This is a genomic window from Enterococcus sp. LJL90, assembly GCF_056924355.1.
Map to the genome: position 1 here is coordinate 362,169 of NZ_JBXPBQ010000001.1, position 19,932 is coordinate 382,100.

Below are 19,932 nucleotides of genomic sequence, written 5' to 3' on the forward strand. Positions count from 1 at the left end.
GACACAGAGAGGTATATAAAAGACTAAGAAACTTTTTTCTGACCGAAAAAATCGGTCTGTTAGGATAGAGAGGGCAAGTAAAATGCAGAAATTTTTCAAACAGAAGTGGCTTTTAGCGATTTTATTATTGGGCGTAGTCGGTGTCGTTGGTGCCTGCAGCTCAGATAGCAGCACCCAAGAGAGCAGCAGTACGACTAGCTCCAATAGCATTAATTCTGATCCTTATTCAGATGAGCAGTTTCTTTTAGGAACCTACGTGCAAATCCGGATTTACGATGACGGCAAAGAATCTGTTTTAGACGAAGCTTTTGCGCGAGTGAGGGAGCTGGGAGACGAAATCACGATTAATGAAGAAGGCTCTGAGGTGGATGAGATCAATGCCAATGCCGGCATTCAACCGGTGGTGGTTTCAGAAGACGTCTATTCCTTGATTAAAAAAGCTTATGAGTACAGCGAGGATTCAGAAGGCGGTTTTGATTTAGCAATTGGCGCCATCACACAGCTGTGGCGCATTGGTTTTGACGATGCCCGCAAACCTGCTCAAGAAGAAATTGATGCGGCTTTACCATTAGTCGATTATACCAAAGTCATTTTAAATGACGAGGATCATTCCGTGTACTTAGAAGATCCAGGAATGATTATTGACTTAGGTGCCATTGCTAAAGGTTATATTACTGATGAAGTCGTTAAAGTATTAAAAGACAATGATGTGACAACGGCCATCGTCGATTTAGGCGGGAATGTCTATGTTCTTGGTCATAGTCCTAGAGGCGAAGATCAGCCTTGGACTGTGGGAATTCAAGATCCCAATCAATCCCGTGGCACTGTGTTAGGTACGATTCCAGAAACTGATAAATCATTGGTGACATCTGGAATTTATGAACGCTATTTAGAAGTGGATGGCGTGACCTATTCCCATTTATTTGATAAAGATACCGGCTATCCCTTTGACAATGATATCGCAGGAGTGACCATCATTACTGATAATTCCATCGATGGCGATGGTCTGTCGACAGCGGTCTTTTCAATGGGGGTTAAAGATGGCTTGGACTATGTGGAAGGTTTAGATGATGGGACAAGTGCCATCTTTGTTACCAAGGAAGATAAAGTTTATGTCACTTCAGATATTGAGGACCAATTTGTTTTATCTGAGGATTCTGGTTATGTGATGGGTGATCGCAGCGAACTGGAATAATTTTACAAAAAGGAGTGCCTGTATGAGTGTGTCGGTTTTTTTAGAGGTTGTAGAGATTCGCACAAAAGTAGCCAGTATTTTTCCGTTTTTAGCGGGAGTCTTCTTTTCCTTAAGCTACTTTGGGCAAGTCAATTGGTTGAACACAATTATTTTCTTTATCGGTATGATTGTCTTTGATATGATGACGACTGCCATCAATAATTATATGGACTTTCAAAAAGCCCATTCCCAGCAATACAAATTTGAACAAAATGTGATTGGCAGAGAGCAAGTCAATCCTAAATTAGTTCGCAATATGATTTTAGGCATGCTGGCCTTTGCTGCTGTCATTGGTGTTTATTTAGCTTGTCAAACTGGCTGGCTGCTATTGGCTCTTGGTGGCGTGTGTTGTTTTATCGGTATTTTTTATACCTATGGACCAATTCCCTTATCGAGAATGCCATTAGGTGAAATCTTCAGCGGCGTGACGATGGGCTTAGGCATTTTTTCGATGGTGGTTTATATCAACACTTATAGCCTTCAGCCATTTTTCTTGGCGGTGGATTTACAAGCGGGGACGTTTGCTTTGACGGGAAATATCTGGTCGGTTGTTGCGCTAGTGTGGGCATCGCTTCCGATGATTTTCACCATTGCCAATATTATGCTAGCGAATAATTTACGGGATTTAGATACGGATATTGAAAATCATCGCTATACTTTGGTCTATTACATTGGTCGGCCAGTGGGGAAAGTTTTATTTCAAGCTTTAATGTATAGCTGCTATCTCGTAGTTTTACTTGGGTTGCCTTTTAAAGTCTTTTCTTGGCCGATGTTGGTGGTCTTTTTGACCTTGCCGATTATTTATAAAAATCTGCAGGAATACAAAGAAGTCCTGCCCCATCCTCGCAGTTTTGGCTACGCAATTAAAAATATGGTGCTCTTTAACAGCAGCTATGTCATCGGACTAGCTCTGACCGCTTTATGGAACTGGTTTAATTAATCGAATAATCAAATAAAAGATACAATTCATTTTCAGCGACTTCCCTTGTCAGAAGAAAGAAATGGATTGTATCTTTTTTTGTTTTGATGGCATACTATATTTGTAATTACAAGAAAAAAGGTGATCACATGCTGCAGCTACGTGAAAAAAAACTTGTACAACTTTTAATGGCTAACCAAACTAAGCAAACGTCGGAAACTTTAGCCAGCGCTTTGGCGGTCAGCTCAAAAACAATTAAAAATGATGTCAAACGAATCAATCAAGAATTTGCAGATAAATCCTATCAGATTGTCAGTCAAAAGGGCAAAGGCATCTGGCTAGAATTTTCTGAAGACGAGCGCAATGAATTGCAATTGCTGACGGCTTTTCAACAGGAAAATTCTCCTGAAGAAACCGAATTGCGCCGCTTTGAAATTCTGCACCTGCTGTTAGATCAGCAAAATTATCTGTCGGTTGGCGCTATTTCAGAAGCAGTCTTTGCCAGCAGCAGCACTATTTTGCGGGACTTAGATTCTTTAGCAGACTATCTGCAGGAATTCAATCTAGAAATTGAGCGGGCTCCAAGAAAAGGCATCCGCCTGTTAGGGAGTGAAATTGCCCTGCGGATTATTAAGGCGGAATTACTAAAGCAGGAGACTAGCGTGGAGGCAGCGCTGCTGGATTTTGTCGAAATTCAAAAGACCTTCCCTGAAATTTCATTGGCGGCGATTAAAGCCATCCTGTTTGATTTTCAACAGGAGCAGGCCTTCAAACTTTCAGATGTAGCCTTAAAGGGTTTGATTATCCATATTGCCATCTCGTTGCAACGTCTTCAAAATAATCAATTTATTGAGATGACAGCGGATGAGTTAGCAGTACTAACTGCTAAAGAGGAATGGCAGCTAGCTAGTCAGCTTTACCAAAAGCTGGCGGAGCATTTTGATTTAGCTTTTGAAAAATCAGAAGTCGGCTATTTAACCATCCATCTTTTAGGCGCCAATTTAGCAAATCAAACTTGGCAAGAAGCTGAACTTTCAGGCTATCAGCAAATTGATCAAGAGCTTTTAGACAAGCTGATTACTTGGACGACAGCAATCGATGAGACCTTTCAAACACAATTGGCGCAAGATCAGCAATTTCTGACAGCCTTTCTGCTCCATTTGAAACCTTTGCTAAATCGTTTGAGCTACGGCATCAACATTAAAAATCCTTGGAGTCGAGAATTGAAACAGAAATATCCGCGGGCTTATGAGATTGGGGTTGCCTATGCAGAGCTGATTTATCAGGAGACCAACTTATTATTAAATGAAGACGAAATTTGTTATCTCGTTTTGCATATTGAAACTGCCCTAGATCGACAACAGCAAGCTGTCAATAATTCTGTAACCGCTATTATCGTCTGCGCAACCGGGATGGGGACTAGCTACTTTTTAAAAACAAAGTTACAACAGGCTTTCCCTGAACTGGAAATTATTGGAATTTCCTCAGCGATGGACCAAAGCTTGGCACAGACTACAGCCGACTTAATTATCAGCACCGTGCCAATACAAGTGCCCCAAAAAAAGATAGTCTATGTGTCACCGGTACTGAATGCTACTGAGAAGGCTGGTTTACAACAGCAAATTCAACAAGTTGGCCAAAAAGAATCGAGTCTGACAAGTTTACTGACAGAAGATTTAATCAATCTTCAAGTAGAACTAGACTCTGTTGAAGAAATTATCCAATTCGGTGCGGCTTTACTAGAAAAAGCCGGCTTTGTCACTGCCGATTTTGTAGAATCGGCTTTACAGCGGGAAAAATTATCAGCCACCGCCATCGGCAATCTGGTAGCAATTCCCCATGCTTATCAAGGGAGTGTCCAAAAACAAGGCATCGCCGTTTTACAATTAGCTAAACCAATTGATTGGTCAGGAGAACAGGTGCAGTTAGTTTTTCTACTGGCAATTGACAATCAAATTCAACAGCAATTTGCCAGTATTTTTGAAGAATTAGCCCTGTTTACACAAGATCTACATAAGGTCAAGCAAGTGATTCAGGCACCAACAAAGAAAGAAGTCAGACGTTTATTGCTGACGTGACAGGATGTGAAAAAATGAAATTAAGTGAATCAATTAACCAAAATTTGATTGAATTTAAATTAGAAGCCAACGAAAAAAATGAAGTTATCGACCAAGTGATTCAATTGTTGGCAGAGAATCAAGTCTTAACTGATCCAGAGCAATACCGCCAAGATGTACTGGCAAGGGAATCACAAAGTACCACCGGGATTGGCATGGGTATCGCCATTCCCCACGCTAAAAGCAGTGGTGTCAAAGAAACTAGTTTTACTTTAGTCAGATTAGCCCGTGAAGTCGAATGGCAGTCCTTAGATGATAAGCCAGTCAATTATGTAATCATGTTGGCGGTGCCGGATTCTGCTAAACAAGAATTTTTGAAATTATTATCGCAATTATCAACCCTGTTGATGGAGGATGACTTTAGAGAAGGGTTACAACAGGCAGAAAGTGTGAAAGAAATTATTGAGTTATTTAAAACCGAGGAGGAAAAATTATGTTTATCATAGCGATTACAAGTTGTCCCGTAGGAATTGCCCACACGTATATGGCGGCAGCCAATTTGAAAAAAGCTGCGGCGAAAAAAGGTGTTGAAATTAAAGTGGAAACGCAAGGTGCTCAAGGTCCGGAAAATCAAATTACGGATGCCGATATTCAACGGGCCAATGGCATGATTATCGCGTCAGATATTACGATTAGAAATGTTGAGCGTTTTGAAGACGTCCCAACGCTGGAATGTGGGGTGCAGGAAGCCGTTAAAGACGCGGATGGATTAATTGAAGAATTAATGGAGGCGATTGCATAATGGCGAAAATCGAGCGGAAGAAAAAAGTTAAAAAGTTAACCATAAAAGATCAGATTAAAGCTTCTTTTATGACCGGTGTTTCTTACATGATTCCGGTAATTGTCGCTGGCGGAATTATTCAAGCAATCGGTAAAGCGCTGGGAGGCTACGATATTGCCACCAATCCAGATATGGCGGGCACATTTGCTTATCTAATTAATCAGATTGGAGTTTCGGCCTTTGTCTTTGCCACACCGGTTTTATGTGCGGGGATTGCCTACACAATTGGCGACCGTCCAGCGATTGCGCCAGCGCTGGCAATTGGTTTGTTATCCAATGAAATTAATGCTGGTTTTATCGGCGGCTTACTCGGCGGGTTCTTAGTCGGCTATTTAGTGAAGTGGATTAAAACTTGGAAGGTGCCTTCTTGGTTGAACGGCATGATTCCGATTTTGGTGATTCCCGTTTTAGCAACCTTAGCAGTTGGCTGTGCGTTTCAATTTTTATTAGGCGAACCGATTGCCTGGATTACCAACACGATTGAATCCTTCTTAAATTCTTTACAAGGTGGTTCGCGGTTTGTTTTCGGGGCAGTCTTAGGCGGCTTCTGGGGCGTCGATTTTGGTGGACCGATTACCAAAATTGCTTCCTCCTTTGCGACAGCTCTCAATGCTCAGGGGAATTTTGCCTCGACGGCAGCAAAAATGGCGGCTGGCATGACACCGCCATTAGGAATGGCTTTAGCCGTCTTGTTTAGAAAACGCAAATTTACCCGTGGCGATATTGAAAATGCCAAAGCGGCAGTACCACTATCATTTTGTTACATCACTGAAGCAGCGATTCCTTTTGCGCTGCAAGATCCGATTCGTGTTTTATGTGCGACGATTCCTGGGGCAGCCTTAGCTGGCGGTCTAGGCATGGTCTTTGGAACCGAATCACCAGCAGTCCACGGGGGTGTGTTCGTGATTCCGATGATGACGAATCCATTAGGTTTTGTCGGGGCGTGGCTCATTGGTTCGCTGGCAACGGCGTTGATTTATTCCACCATTAAAAAGCCATTATCAGTTGAGGAAATTCAAATTGAAGAGACAGCGGCTGATGAAGGCATGTTGATTTCAACTAAAAATCGTTTGCGGGATCGTTTCTTGAAAAAAACCGCAAAAGAAAATGAAGTCTAGGTGGTCCTATGAAAAAAATTCGTTATGGCATTGTCAGTACCGCCACGATTGTCACCCGTTTTGTCGAAGGCATCAATCAAAGTGAGGCCGGCGAAGTAATCGCAATTGCCGGCCGGGATTTAATGAAAGCCAAAGCACTGGCTGATGAGTTAGCAATTCCTCATTATTACGGCAGCTATCAAGAGCTGTACCAAGATGAGCAAGTCGATTTGGTTTATATCGCCAATTACAATGGCGGGCATTATCAATGTATCAAAGCCGCTTTAGAACAAAATAAACCTGTCCTCTGTGAAAAACCAATGTGTTTAACAAAAGCTCAATCTGAGGAAGTCTTTCAGTTAGCTGCCAGCAAAAATCTCTTTTTAATGGAAGCACAAAAAGCCGTTTTTCTACCGGCCCAAGTTCAGGCCCGTCAGTTGATACAAGCAGGAGCATTAGGAGAAATTCAGTGGGTCAATATTATCAGCAGTCACACGGGAGCCAAGCGGGGAGAGTGGTTTAAAGAAGTGCAAAAAGGCGGCGGTATTCTCAGAGGTGCCGGTACCTATGCGTTGGAATTTTTATTGACAGCCTTTGGGGGACCCTTGGAAAATTATGCCGGCAACTGCAGTATGCAGCCACCGATTTCTGATGATAGCTGGGTGATTAATTTGGCTTTACCTAAGCAAATCTTAGCCAGTCTACTCATCACCAAAGATATTCACGACCAAAGCCGCATCGAAATCTACGGCACAAAAGGAAAAATTACGATTCCGAATTTTTGGAAGACCAATCGTTTAATCAGTGAAATTGCCGGTGAGACTAAAGAATACCTGTTTGAAATGCAATCAGAATTTGTTTATGAAATCAATCATGTCAATCAATGTCTGCAGGCCGGCCAGCTGACTAGTCCGCTGATGACACCAGCGGTCACAATAGCCGCAATTCAAGTGATTGACGATTTATATCGCAGAGTGGGAGTTGACGTATGAAAAATCAAATTGGCGTTGTCGGGATGGCAGTGATGGGGAAAAATCTCGCCTTAAATATTGAAAGCCGCGGCTATTCCGTCGCTATCTATAATCGCAGTCGAGAAAAAACTGAGACAGTCATTGCCGAAAATCCAACTAAAATCTTGCATCCCAGTTATTCGGTAGCCGATTTTACGGCTTCATTAGAAAAGCCGCGGCAAATTATTTTGATGGTTCAAGCCGGCGCTGGAACCGATGCGACAATCCAAGCGCTCTTGCCGCATTTAGAAGCCGGTGATATCTTAATCGACGGCGGCAATACTTTTTTCAAAGATACCATTCGCCGGAATCAAGAATTGGCCGATTCGGGAATTAATTTTATCGGGACCGGTGTTTCTGGTGGTGAAAAGGGTGCCCTGTTAGGTCCGTCGATTATGCCGGGAGGTCAGCAAGCCGCCTATGAACTGGTGGCCCCGATCCTTGAAGAGATTTCAGCCAAGGCAGAAGATGGGACGCCTTGTGTTACCTATATTGGTCCTGATGGCGCCGGTCATTATGTCAAAATGGTTCATAATGGAATTGAATATGGTGATATGCAGCTGATTGCTGAAGCCTATGATTTGATGAAAAATATTTTAGGGTTGTCAGTGGAGCAGATGGCTGAAATTTTTAAAGAGTGGAATCAAGGCGAACTGGACAGCTATTTGATTGAAATTACCGCCGATATTTTAACTCGTCAGGATGATTTAGGAACGGGGCAGCCAATTGTGGATGTAATTCTTGACGCCGCCGGCAATAAAGGGACGGGCAAGTGGACTAGCCAAGATGCACTGGATTTAGGCGTTCCATTGTCCTTGATTACGGAATCTGTTTTCGCTCGTTATATTTCTGCTTATAAAGATGAGCGGGTAGCCGCTAGTCAAAGATTGCCAAAACCAGCGGACTATCAGTTTGCCGGAGAGCAATCTGAATTGTTAGAAAAAATCCGACAGGCTTTATACTTTAGTAAAATTATGAGCTATGCTCAAGGTTTTGCTCAGTTGAGAATGGCCTCAGGTGAGTATGAATGGGAATTGCCCTTCGGCGAGATTGCTAAAATTTGGCGGGCCGGTTGTATTATCCGAGCGCAATTTTTACAAAGGATTACCGATGCCTATGACAAAGATCCGCAGTTGAAAAATCTCTTGTTAGATGATTATTTTGTCGAGATTACCGCCAAATATCAACAGGCGGTTCGGGATGTTGTCGGCATTGCTTTGCAGGCAGGTGTGCCGGCACCGACTTTTTCAGCAGCGATTGCCTATTTTGATTCTTATCGAGCTGAACGTTTACCCGCCAATTTAATCCAAGCACAACGGGATTACTTTGGCGCCCATACCTATCAAAGAACTGATCGAGAGGGCATCTTTCATTACGATTGGTATCAATAAGAATGAAGTTTTCCGACGCCATGAAGAATTATCTTCATGGTTTTTTTGTTTTCTCAGCCTCAAGAATCAATTTCTAAAAAACTGTTCACTTCTAATCGGCTTTTGGTGACATCGTGTCACAATCGGCCTATACTCGTCATCAGTGAGAAGGAAGTCCTTCAATAATTTAAAAAGGGGAAATAAAAAATGGATACAAAATTAGTATTTGCGATTATCACAATTAGTCTGGCCTTGGTCTTTTATACAATCGGGGTCTTTTCAGAAAGACGGTCTGGAGTCTTACAACCAAAACACTTGCTTTTCTTTGGTTTAGGATTAGTCTTTGATACAACAGGAACCACGATAATGTCCTCGATTGCCAATGCGGAAGCCGCAACTAGCGGATTGTCTTTGCATCAGGTGACCGGTGTGATTGCAATCTTACTGATGGCCTTTCATTTTATCTGGGCAATTTATGTCTTAGTTAAAGGAAACGTCAAAGCAAAACAAACATTCCACAAATTCAGCTTAGTTGTCTGGCTCTTTTGGTTAATTCCTTACGTAGCCGGCATCGTTATCGGCATGGGAAATTAAGAAAGAAGGCGCAGTCAAGTGACACAAAAAGCAAAAACTAGCACATTCGCATTAATTATTTTTATTGTCGGAGTCTTTATGTCAGCTCTGGACAACGGAATCATTTCCAGTGCATTAACAACTATTACTTATTCATTTAATATCAGCGAAGTTCAAGGGACTTGGGGTATTACCCTTTACACCTTAGGGATGGCTGTCTCAACGCCAATCATTGGTAAATTAGCCGATAAATTTGGCCGCAGAAAACTATTTCTCATTGAAGTCAGTGTCTTTGCGCTAGGTTCTTTATTAGTCGCTTTAAGTCCTTCCTTTGTTTTTTTCTTAGCGGCGCGGGTCTTGCAATCTCTTGGCGGCGGCGGTTTATTTATTATCGCCTCCAGTCATATCTTGTCGACTTATCCTAAAGAAAAACAAGGTGCTCTGCTAGGAGCATTAGGTGCGATTAACGGGATTGCCTCAGTCGTCGGTCCAAATCTCGGCAGTTTAATTTTAAATGTAACGGGTCATTGGAGTTGGTTATTTTTAATCAATCTGCCAATTGCTGTCTTTGTTTTAATTGCCGGTTTCATTGCCATTCCTGAAACCAAAAATGCTAGTAGCAACGGGTTGGATTACAAAGGCTTGAGCTTGTTAACATTAGGTATTTTAAGCTTTATGTTGGCTATTACGAATTTGCAAAGTGATGCATTATTGGCTAGCTTATTAACTGTTTCTGTCTGGGGTTTTATTTTACTCGGCATTGCTTTATTCGCAGCTTTTGTAATGGTGGAAAAGAAAGTCTCAGCTAAGGTTGATCCATTCCTACCATATAATTTAATTCGTAGCCGCGGTTTTCTTTTAACTCTTCTAATGGGCTTATTGTCCGGAACATTAATTGCGATTTTTGTCTTCATTCCAAGCTTTGTAGAACATCGCTATGGGATTGCGGCTAACAGCAGTGGCGTTTGGATGAGCGGTATCGGTTTAGGCTCGATTTTAGGGGCAGGTCTTGGCGGGATGTTGGTTTCTAAATTAGGGGCTACCCGGACAATTCAAATTTCCGGTTTGATTTCAGTCGTCGGCTTTGGTTTCATTGCTCTATATACACCAACGACCATCTGGTTTTTAATCGCCTCAACTATTGCTGGCTTTGGCTTCGGGATGCTAATGGGCGCACCATTCTCTGTCCTGATGTCAGAAATTGCCGGCACCAAAGAAAATGGCGTAGCCTTGGGTACCCTTTCCGTCAGCCGCCAAGTGGGGATTACGATTGCACCGACGATTTATGCGACGTTAGTCCAAAGCAGCTTTGCTAATTTTGTTTCAACTAAATTAGACACAGTTTCTGGTGTGAATATCAAAGACAGTCAACAATCCGTTGAAGATTTATATATCCAAATTCAAAACATCGGCGACAGCAGTCTGCGGGAACAAGCCGTTAAACTCTTTCAAACGACAGCTGCAACGGCTTACCAACATTTATTTTTAGCAGCAGTTGGGGCCGCAGCAATTATTTTTGTCGGCGGTTGGTATCTGCGGCGCAAGAAATTATAATTACTTGCGCTTGTAAAATTTGCTCGCTAAAAAACGACAGCTGGGAAATGTTAAGGCAGCCAGTACAAGGCCAATGGCAATCTCATTGAAAATCAGCGTAAAGGCTAATAAGACTAGGGCAGCTAAAAAGAAGCTGAGGGCATCAATTCTTTCTTTGGTAATGTTCATAAAGTGTTCCTCCTATTTTTGCGATAGTTTATTTAGTCTACCACAAGCAAGGTGACAAAAACTTAAAATGATGTGAGTTAGAACACAAGTGATTCGTGAACGCTGTAAAATTTTCTATCATTTTTTTGATGACAATGAGGATGACAAGGATTTCACACCAACCTTATAGCTAGAAACTATCACTTAAAATAAAAACTAACTATAGGTAATGGACAAAAGAAGGTTTGCTTTTTAAAGATAACTACCGTAATATTGTAAAAAAATAACCAAACGCGTTGAGAAAGAAAGTAAAATCTCGCCCACTGACTAAAAGAGAGCCTCGGTAGCTGAAAAGAGGTGTGAGTAAGCAGATTTGAAAATGGCTTTTGAGCGGGTGCTCTGAATTAATTTAAGAGCGCACGGATATTCCCGTTAGCTGAAATCCCAATATCACACTTAGTCCAAACAAGTGTTGCATTGGAGCAGAGGTAAAAGGCAACTTTTACAAAATAAGGTGGTACCATGTAGCAGCTACATCCTTAGAAGAGCAGAGACTCTTCTAGGGATTTTTTTGTTTCAGCGACTTGGGATTTAACAGGCGGAAAAAAGATATGTCCGCAATTTTTAAATAAAATAATTATTCTTGGAGGAATGACAAATGACAGAACAAAAATTTGAAACAATTCAATTACACGGTGGCCAAACTGTCGACGAAACCGGCAGCCGAGCAGTGCCGCTACACCAAACAACTTCCTACGTCTTCAAAGATGCCGAAGAAGCAGCCGGCCGCTTTGCCTTAACCGACGCCGGCAATATCTACACAAGAATTACTAATCCAACTAGCAGCGTTTTAGAAGAACGCTTGGCTTTATTAGAAGGCGGAGTAGGAGCTTTAGTGACAGCTTCTGGCTCAGCAGCGATTGCCTATGCGATTCAAAATATCGCAATTGCCGGCGATCATATTATTTCCGCCGCCAGTGTCTATGGCGGCACCCATAATTTATTCGCCAATACTTTACCGGATCTTGGCATCGAAACAACCTTCGTTGACTCAGATGATCCAGAAAATTTCAAAAAGGCTTTGCAGGAAAACACTAAAGCGATTTTTGTCGAATCCCTCGGTAATCCCGACATTACGATTGTGGAAATTGAAAAAATTGCCGACATCGCCCACGCTGCTGGTATTCCTTTAATAGTAGATAACACTTTTGCCACGGCTTATCTTTTCCGACCGTTTGACTACGGTGCAGACATTGTCGTGTACTCAACGACAAAATTTATCGGCGGTCACGGCGTAGCGATTGGCGGAGCCATCATTGATTCCGGAAAATTCAATTGGCAAAACGGCAAATTCCCTCGTTTAGTGGAACCCGATGCCAGCTACCATGGCATCTCTTGGGTCGAGGCTGCTGGGCCGGCCGCTTATATAACGCGGGCCCGCACGATTTTATTGCGGGACACAGGGGCAGCTGCCTCACCATTTAATTCATGGCTGATTTTATTAGGTGTGGAAACTCTGTCTTTACGTTTAGAGCGCCATGTGGAAAATGCCCAAAAAGTTGCGGAATATCTAGCAGCTCATCCCAAAGTTGCGTGGGTCAATTATCCCGGACTAAAAACTAGCAAATATTACGCACTCGGCCAAAAATATTTTCCTAAAGGCGCCGGTTCGATTTTCACCTGCGGCTTAAAAGGCGGCAGCCAGGCTGGTCAGAAGCTGATTGATAGTGTAGAATTATTTTCATTATTAGCCAATGTCGGCGATGCCAAGTCCTTAATTATTCATCCCGCTTCTACAACGCATTCGCAATTGAGCGAAGAGCAGCTGTTGGAAGCCGGCGTCAAACCAGAAACGTTGCGTTTATCCATCGGACTAGAAAATATTGATGATATTTTAGCGGACTTGGAACAAGCCTTAGCTAAAATTTAATTTAGGGAAACAGAAAGAGGGAAAAAGATGCCTGTCAAAGTTGTCGAAGATTTGCCGGTAATCCAATTGTTAGAGCAGGAGGAGATTTTTACGATGGGCTCCAAGCGAGCAGTGACCCAAGACATCCGCCCGCTGAAAATCGCCATCGTCAATTTAATGCCGAATAAAATCGCAACGGAGCTGCAGCTTTTACGCCTGCTGTCTCAGAGCCCTTTGCAAATCGAGGTCGATTTTATTCAGACCTCCAGCCATCAAGCCAAGCATACCAGCACTACCTATCTGAATGATTTTTATCTATCTTATGAGGATATTAAAAATAGCTACTACGACGGCTTGATTATCACCGGTGCGCCAGTAGAAAAAATGAACTTTGAAGAGGTCGATTATTGGCCAGAATTGCAAGCCATCATGGATTGGAGCCAAAGCCATGTCACCTCCAATCTGCATATCTGCTGGGGAGCACAGGCTGGACTTTACCATTTTTATGGTGTCGAAAAAATTCTCTACGATGAAAAAATCTTCGGCATTTTTGAAAATCGAATTGTCGCCCACCATCCTTATATCAGAGGCTTTAACGATTATTTTTATTCGCCCCAGTCCCGTTATACTGGCATCAATGAAACACAGATGCAACAAGCACCCATCAAAATCATTGCCGATCACCCTGAGCTAGGCACCCTAGTCGCAGTTTCTGATGACCAGCGAAATCTCTTTGTCCTCGGCCATATGGAATACGATACCGAGACTCTAGCAACCGAATACCGGCGTGATCTCGAGCGGGGCCTGACGACAGCCCCGCCACAAAATTATTATCACGGCGACCCACAAAGAAACATCATTCGCAATACTTGGCGCTCAGAAGCCTTTCTTCTTTACCAAAATTGGTTGAATGATGTCTATCAGCGAACTCCTTATCGGTTAGGGGAGTAAAAAATATCTGAATCTAATCTAAAATACCCCTATTTTTGCTAAAGAATCCTGTAGTCAATTGACGACTTAGCGCTTAGCAGAAATCGGGGTATTTAGGGTTTTTAGGGTTTGGGGAGAGGTGAATTTGGAACCAAATGGATTTTATTGATAGATTAATCGCTTCAACTTCTGCAATTGGAAGTAGTATATAAAAAGAATTTTGAATAGTAGTGTTAATTATTTTTTTTATAAAAAAATTACTTTTCTAAAAAAACTAATGGAAGTATAACAGGTTTAATTTTTTTATAATGATAGAACACTTCTTATAACTGTCTCTTATGCGAAAATAATATTTATAGGTTGTTCTGTTATTAACAATTTAATTCTAAATGTAATTAATTTTATTGTCAATCCTATTTTGGATAAAAAATTATGTTTTTTGAGCAAAACATAAAACAATTAAAACATAATAACTTTTTTTAATTATTTATTCAGGTTTGAAAATAACGTTACTAGGTTATTAATCTCCCCCTTTTATAATGAGAAAAATCGCGTCCTCACAACTTTTCCGAATTTCCAGTGAGGTCATCAGCCGTCATGAAATGGTCAAGGAAAAAAAGAAAAATTTGAAATTATAAATCATTGTAACAAGCTTACATTGGTATTTTAGATATATTGTATGACTGCTTGTTTAGATGGATTTAAAAACAAATGAATCCAAAAGAATTGAAATTGTTGATATAGATGAAAAAAATCAATAAAAAGAGAGAAAAAATTAATGCTTCTAAAAAGCTATTAATTTTCCCTCTCTTTTTTCTTCTGTTTTTAATAATGAAGATTATCTCTATTTAAGCCGTCTAAAAAACCGTCAAATATTTTTTTGAATTTAGCAAGAACTAAGGGATTAGGAGTCATTTCGCATAAGAGACAGTTATAAGAAGAAAATGCAGGTTTATATGCAATTTAGACCATAAATCTTAAAGTAAATGTTTTTTTTGCTTTTTTGATTTTTTTAGTTATATGACACAACAGAATAGAGAAGAAGAAAAGAGAAGGTGATAGCATGAATCAAATTCTTTTGCTCACTAAAAATATTTTTATCGATACTGATTGGCAAACACGACTTCAACGATTGGGTTACGAAGTTTTTTGTTCAAGCCAAGTATTAGAGAGAGTTCTTTTCAGAAGAGATTTTTCGATGTTTTCACTCTTTGGGACAGTGATTTTCAGCGAAAGTATTACTGATGAAGAATTGGCAAAAATTATTGAAAAGGCGCCAATAGAAAATACTGACTATTTTAGAATTAATGAACAAGAACTTTCTGAGCGAATGGAGAATCTTGAAAAACAGGATAGTATCCGGTTTATAAATTCACAAATGACGCCGACTGAATTAAGAGAAGCACTGGCTGATGGAAAATCTATTAAGATTTTGGCTACTTTTTCACAAAACAGACAGTCAAAACCTGTTAAAGAAGTATCAGTTCATGCGGTGGCATCTTTATTAAGCGCACTATCGAGAAAAGAACGGGAACTTTTTGATTTACTCTACGCTCAAAAAGGTGAATTTGTAGCCCGCACAGAATTAAGTACTCAGCTCTGGCAGCAAAACGTATCTAATTCTTCCCTGACACAATTATCACAAATAATTGGTCGTCTTAAAAAGAAGATGCAAAAATTTAATCTTGATGAAAACTTGATTATTACCCACTGGAATAAGGGTTATGCACTAGATCAAGAGCTTTGCGAAAGTGTTGAATTGTATCAAGAGGACAAAGTTCACTGATTGTTCTTTAAAAGTTACTAACTAAGAACATCTCTGGAATCTAGGTAAGTATTTAACTTTGTTTTAGACATGCTGGTCATGTTTAAAAATAAAAAATTCTCTAGTGGTTATAGAGATAATTTACTAAACCAGCGGAAGGGGGGCGTTGTTGGTTGTTCAGCAGCTGTAATTCTATCTGACAAGCTGCTAATTTCTCGAGGAGTGTGATGCTTTTCTTGGAAGTAGAAAAAGATAGGAGGGAAGAGTGAATGAAATGAAAAATGAAAAAAAACATTGGTTACGTTTAATCAATCTCATTGCATTGCTGACCTTGGTTACGTTAACTATTGTTCAGCTTTCTTCCGGAGCAATGGAAATTTTTGCGGCACCAAAGGAGTTGAGCTTATCTACAGAGGGAGATTTAACTAGTTTAAAAACTGGAGATGAGTTCGTCGTAACAATTTCTGATAGTCGCGATGAAGGTGACATCGCAACAACGGAAAATACCGAAGTACCTTATGTTGACATTTCAGGGGACATCACTGATGCTGCAACTGCTTCTGGTTCATCTTCTGTCACACGTCAATGGACGATGACTTTACCGGAAGGAATATCTTTTGATGAAGCATCTGAAACAGCTATGTTAAAAGAAGCAGATGCAAATGATGCTTTGCCAATGTTTAGCTATGATGAAGAAACACGAGTCTTAGATATCACAGTAGGTGTGTCAGTTACAGAATTAGATTTGAAACTGTATGCAGATACTGCTGGCAACTATGAGTTAAGTATAGCTGACAAAAATATTATGCTGACGGATTCAGAGAAGTTGGTAATGGTTGTTGGTGAGGCGGAGGTTGCTGAAAGTGGAGTGGCTACAACTGCCACTGCAAATGAAGCTTCTACTGATAGTGTTGGAACACAAGTTGATTTAACTCAACCACCTTATAGTGATGACCAAACTATAAGTGTTTGGAACAACCCCAATATTGCTGATATACCAGTGGGATCAGCCTATCAAGAGGTTTATACTTGGACAGAATTTAATAGTGCAATGAGGAATTCTGGTAAAACCTATATTCGTCTGATGGCGGATATAGATAATCCATCTACTCTTCAAGGTACTGGAGGAGGCTTAGGAACAACTACAGTTATTCCCAGCCGGAGGTTAGTAGTCGATGGAAATAATCATAAGTTAAATACTCAAGAGATAAGTTATAGAATGAATACTGCAGGAAGTGCAAGAAACATCTTTGGATTTTATTTGAAGGATTTAACTATGTATGGCTCATCACCTTATGGTTGTTTCTGTACTGAAGTAACATATTACAAATATATCGTCTATGACAATATTAATTATGAAGGTTCTCAGTTAACAGCATCTTATGGTGCAACCTTAATTTTTAAGGGGACAAATACTATTAGGTCTGCATTCTTAAACTATACGTATACAATAGGGTCCACAACGGCAACGGTTAGAAATAACGGAACAAACTCCGTTGCATCTGGACTTGAAGCACATCGAGCTATTTTTCAAGAAGGAAGTAGTCTGACGCTTAATTGTGGAACTGGTGACGCTTTAATTATTGGAGCTTATCTATCGCAAAACGTAGGCAATAAACCTTATGCTTATTTGGAAAAAGGTGCTTCAATTGATTTAACATCTGAAGGAGATGGTGGGGAATCCTTGGCTTGGAATGCTCCTCGCGTGGTCAATGCAGGTGCCAATATTCAAAATGGCGGTAGTCTAATTCTGGAAGAAGATGCCAAAATGAGTATTGATGTTTCAAATACTCATCGAGCAGGTATACGTTTAACGGGAGGAAACTCTTCACGGAGAACGAGTATCGAATTATCTGAAAATGCTGATTTGTATATAAAAACGGGTGCAAGACTTGGACAACCGTGGAGTACAGGTTCGACGGGTATCTCGAATGTACTTAACACTACAATTCCGTATTATTCAGCTTTGACAATGGACCAATACTCTGATATAGACCTAGATTCAGCAGGAGCAAACATGACGATTGATATGAATGACTCCAAATTTTTCTGGGATTATTATTCAAATAGGGGATACCAACCTCAAGCTATTCGCATGGATACACAAAGTAATATAACTGTTGGGACCCAAGCTGTATTCAACGTAAATATGAATGGTTCCATGGGGTCTGCCCTGCGAATGGTAGGGTCAAATTCCCAGTTTTTAGTTCGGCAAGATGGTGAAGTAAACATCAACGTTTCTGACCAAACGGGGGTAATGACATACAACTAGGGAGCAACTGCTAGCACATTAAAGACAACTGCTAGCATCTCTTCTACGCAAAATGTTATTGATGTTCAAAACGGTACCTTCAGTGTTGGTCGAGATGGCACGTTTAATTTAAAACTTACCGATGATACTGGGACGGGTGGACGCAACATGCTTTATGCGGGAAGTGGATCTTTTTCCTTCTCAGATGCTAAGAAAATCGATATCGATGCTCAGTTAAACGATAACGCGCAGTTAATTAATATGAATGGAAATTTTGTAGCAGATATTCAGATTGTTTATGCATGGAATAAAGGCAACAAAGACCCATCTCTGAACGCCCCTGATCCGGTAGCTGGGACTGGTGGAAGAGATTACTACTGGGCACCAATTTACAATGCCAATATACAGTACAGTGGGGCAAGCTCATCTGTAACATCAGTAAACAGTATCGACCCAGATATTGCAGCTGACTTTAAGCTTAATTACTCAACCGCAGCTTTTAATCGAATTCTCTATGAACAGGTGCCCCACGTTGAAGTGACGATTGATCAGGTTTCAGATTATCAAGGTGGAGATGTTCAAAATCCAAATTATCTGAGTGGGAGTCAGGTGTCAGGTACGGTAAATCCTAATTCGTTCTTGGCAATCTCATTAACCAGAAAAGGCGAAACAACTAGTACACCTTTAACAACTCTTCAGGATTCGGGACAAGATGATTATTTGTCTGGTGAAAGATTTATGTATAATGCTGAATCTAACGATGATGGTGATTATGCTCTAGCGATTCCAGATGGTATGACTCTATATGTCGGCGATATTATTACAGTACGTGGTTTCAGATGGGGTAAAGAAGACACGCAAACCTACATTGTCGTTGACAAAACTGGACCTGAAGCAACCCTGAAAACTTATTACACTTATGTTGGTGAGGGAATTACTCCTACTGCCAGTGATTTTGTAGCAGAGGATGAAAATTCTGGTGCTAAATTAATTACTGACAAAGGCGTTGATGATTCGACAGCGGAAACCTATCCGATTACTTTTCCTGATGGTTTTGATATTAGCAGTTATTTAGACACAGCAACTGGTGAAGATGGTGTAGAGATAACGATTAATATCGCTGACTTTGCTACTGAATTAGAGTATGACAGCAATGGTAAATTGGTTGTTGACGAAGCTGGGAACACAACAGTGCTATCTACACCAAATACAAGTTCAATTACCGCAACATTAGTTGTCTATGATCAGCAGTCTGGCATGACAGTTGATTCGCCATTTGACATTGAATATTCTGAGATTAGTGGAATGGATTCTACAGGACTATCAGATCATATATTGAATATTCCTAATCTTAATCTACTCGCTTGGACAGTTTCAAATGGAGATCGCATTACTTGGACAGACCCAACTGATTTCACAGTTACTGATTTAGGTGATTTAGCAAATCAGGATAATTGGGCTATGGGAACAGATTATCCGGTAGTTATTTCACCAAATAGTACAACCGGAATAACAGGTGTTTCAGCCACGACACACATCTTCATCATCAATATGAATGCGTCTCTTATTATTGAGTTTAGGAGTGATGGCGGGACCCTTCTGGATACAATAACCGTTGGGCAAGATAACACCTATGATATTCAAGCTGATGTGTTTATTGGTGATGATATCAATCTAACTGAAGACGATCCTTATCAATTAGTCAAAGATAAAAAGGTCGAGTTAATTGCAGCTGGTTATGCTTCAGTCACATTAACCACGCCGGCTGGGGAACTTGAAACCGCAGTGCCAATCACTGTTGATGGTCAAACGATTGTTTACACCGCAACAGGGCAATTAGCACTCTTAACCCGCCCAACCACGATTAACTTTGGTTTTAGAGAGGTCACTCGAGGTGTAGAAGTTGAAGATCCAACATGGAGCGATGATGACTTAGTTATTTCTGATACTCGAGACACACGGTCAAACTGGTATTTGCAAGCCAAATTAACTCAAGTGATGACATCACAAGTAGATACAAGTAAAACACTCCCTGAAGCTATCTATTACTATCGTCAAGATGGGACAGGTCGTGATGAGTCATTAACTACAGAAGATCAGTTAATTGCGTCTGGAAATATTGCAACAGGCGAAACCACCTATAACATCAGTAGTGAATGGAAGGGCGGGGACACATCTGGCTTTAAACTAAAAGTTCCTGCAGGAATTGTTCGCCAACTGGGTGATTACCAAGCAGAGATTACCTGGACATTAAGTGATACACCATAGAAAGGAT

General features: G+C 40.8%; 16 protein-coding genes and 1 other annotated feature. Of the genes, 15 read left to right on the forward strand and 1 reads right to left on the reverse strand.

Features of this window, described 5'->3' with window-relative positions:
• Window positions 1-82: 82 nt before the first annotated feature.
• From AC1Z3S_RS01685 to AC1Z3S_RS01730, 10 genes are all read left to right on the forward strand, one after another.
• Entirely contained in the window at window positions 83-1,195 is a 1,113-nt protein-coding gene (locus AC1Z3S_RS01685) for an FAD:protein FMN transferase (RefSeq protein WP_461738900.1), read from the forward strand.
• A 22-nt stretch (window positions 1,196-1,217) separates the two neighbouring features.
• Window positions 1,218-2,174: a 1,4-dihydroxy-2-naphthoate polyprenyltransferase gene (gene menA / locus AC1Z3S_RS01690; RefSeq protein WP_461738901.1), complete on the forward strand. Its 957-nt coding sequence runs from the start codon at window positions 1,218-1,220 to the stop codon at window positions 2,172-2,174.
• 128 nt (window positions 2,175-2,302) lie between these two features.
• Window positions 2,303-4,231 carry a BglG family transcription antiterminator gene (locus AC1Z3S_RS01695; RefSeq protein WP_461738902.1) on the forward strand — a complete coding sequence of 643 codons (1,929 nt, stop codon included), beginning with the start codon at window positions 2,303-2,305 and terminating at the stop codon, window positions 4,229-4,231.
• Window positions 4,232-4,245: 14 nt separating this feature from the next.
• Window positions 4,246-4,716 (forward strand): PTS sugar transporter subunit IIA, encoded by a 471-nt coding sequence (locus AC1Z3S_RS01700; protein ID WP_461738903.1) that lies wholly within the window; start codon window positions 4,246-4,248, stop codon window positions 4,714-4,716.
• Complete coding sequence (locus AC1Z3S_RS01705) at window positions 4,704-5,012, forward strand: PTS fructose transporter subunit IIB (RefSeq protein ID WP_265456489.1); 309 nt, start codon at window positions 4,704-4,706, stop codon at window positions 5,010-5,012. The genes AC1Z3S_RS01700 and AC1Z3S_RS01705 overlap by 13 nt, the downstream gene beginning before the upstream one ends.
• On the forward strand, window positions 5,012-6,169 hold the full coding sequence (locus AC1Z3S_RS01710; protein ID WP_461738904.1) for a PTS fructose transporter subunit IIC: 1,158 nt from the start codon (window positions 5,012-5,014) through the stop codon (window positions 6,167-6,169). Before AC1Z3S_RS01705 ends, AC1Z3S_RS01710 begins: the two co-directional genes overlap by 1 nt.
• 8 nt (window positions 6,170-6,177) lie before the next feature.
• Window positions 6,178-7,140, forward strand: coding sequence for a Gfo/Idh/MocA family protein (locus AC1Z3S_RS01715; protein ID WP_461738905.1), 963 nt, complete (start codon window positions 6,178-6,180; stop codon window positions 7,138-7,140).
• Window positions 7,137-8,549 carry an NADP-dependent phosphogluconate dehydrogenase gene (gene gndA, locus AC1Z3S_RS01720; RefSeq protein WP_461738906.1) on the forward strand — a complete coding sequence of 471 codons (1,413 nt, stop codon included), beginning with the start codon at window positions 7,137-7,139 and terminating at the stop codon, window positions 8,547-8,549. Before AC1Z3S_RS01715 ends, gndA begins: the two co-directional genes overlap by 4 nt.
• 186 nt (window positions 8,550-8,735) lie before the next feature.
• Entirely contained in the window at window positions 8,736-9,122 is a 387-nt protein-coding gene (locus tag AC1Z3S_RS01725; protein ID WP_461738907.1) for an HsmA family protein, read from the forward strand.
• Window positions 9,123-9,140: 18 nt separating this feature from the next.
• On the forward strand, window positions 9,141-10,655 hold the full coding sequence (locus AC1Z3S_RS01730) for an MFS transporter (RefSeq protein WP_461738908.1): 1,515 nt from the start codon (window positions 9,141-9,143) through the stop codon (window positions 10,653-10,655).
• Here the strand turns inward: AC1Z3S_RS01730 and AC1Z3S_RS01735 are convergent, their stop codons facing one another.
• Window positions 10,656-10,823, reverse strand: coding sequence for a hypothetical protein (locus tag AC1Z3S_RS01735; protein WP_461738909.1), 168 nt, complete (start codon window positions 10,821-10,823; stop codon window positions 10,656-10,658). It lies immediately after the preceding gene.
• Window positions 10,824-11,089: 266 nt separating this feature from the next.
• Window positions 11,090-11,346: a binding site (T-box leader), on the forward strand.
• A gap of 114 nt (window positions 11,347-11,460) precedes the next feature.
• Between AC1Z3S_RS01735 and AC1Z3S_RS01740 the strand changes: the two genes are divergently transcribed.
• The 5 genes from AC1Z3S_RS01740 (at window position 11,461) to AC1Z3S_RS01760 (ending at window position 19,925) form a co-directional block, all read left to right on the forward strand.
• Window positions 11,461-12,732, forward strand: coding sequence for an O-acetylhomoserine aminocarboxypropyltransferase/cysteine synthase family protein (locus AC1Z3S_RS01740; protein WP_461738910.1), 1,272 nt, complete (start codon window positions 11,461-11,463; stop codon window positions 12,730-12,732).
• A 27-nt stretch (window positions 12,733-12,759) separates the two neighbouring features.
• Window positions 12,760-13,662 carry a homoserine O-succinyltransferase gene (locus AC1Z3S_RS01745; RefSeq protein WP_461738911.1) on the forward strand — a complete coding sequence of 301 codons (903 nt, stop codon included), beginning with the start codon at window positions 12,760-12,762 and terminating at the stop codon, window positions 13,660-13,662.
• A gap of 1,042 nt (window positions 13,663-14,704) precedes the next feature.
• On the forward strand, window positions 14,705-15,427 hold the full coding sequence (locus AC1Z3S_RS01750; RefSeq protein WP_461738912.1) for a winged helix-turn-helix domain-containing protein: 723 nt from the start codon (window positions 14,705-14,707) through the stop codon (window positions 15,425-15,427).
• Between the two features lie 253 nt (window positions 15,428-15,680).
• Window positions 15,681-17,678, forward strand: a complete 1,998-nt coding sequence (locus AC1Z3S_RS01755; protein ID WP_461739414.1) for a pectate lyase-like adhesive domain-containing protein — start codon at window positions 15,681-15,683, stop codon at window positions 17,676-17,678.
• 240 nt (window positions 17,679-17,918) lie between these two features.
• Window positions 17,919-19,925, forward strand: coding sequence for a WxL domain-containing protein (locus AC1Z3S_RS01760; protein WP_461738913.1), 2,007 nt, complete (start codon window positions 17,919-17,921; stop codon window positions 19,923-19,925).
• The last annotated feature ends 7 nt before the right edge of the window (window positions 19,926-19,932 follow it).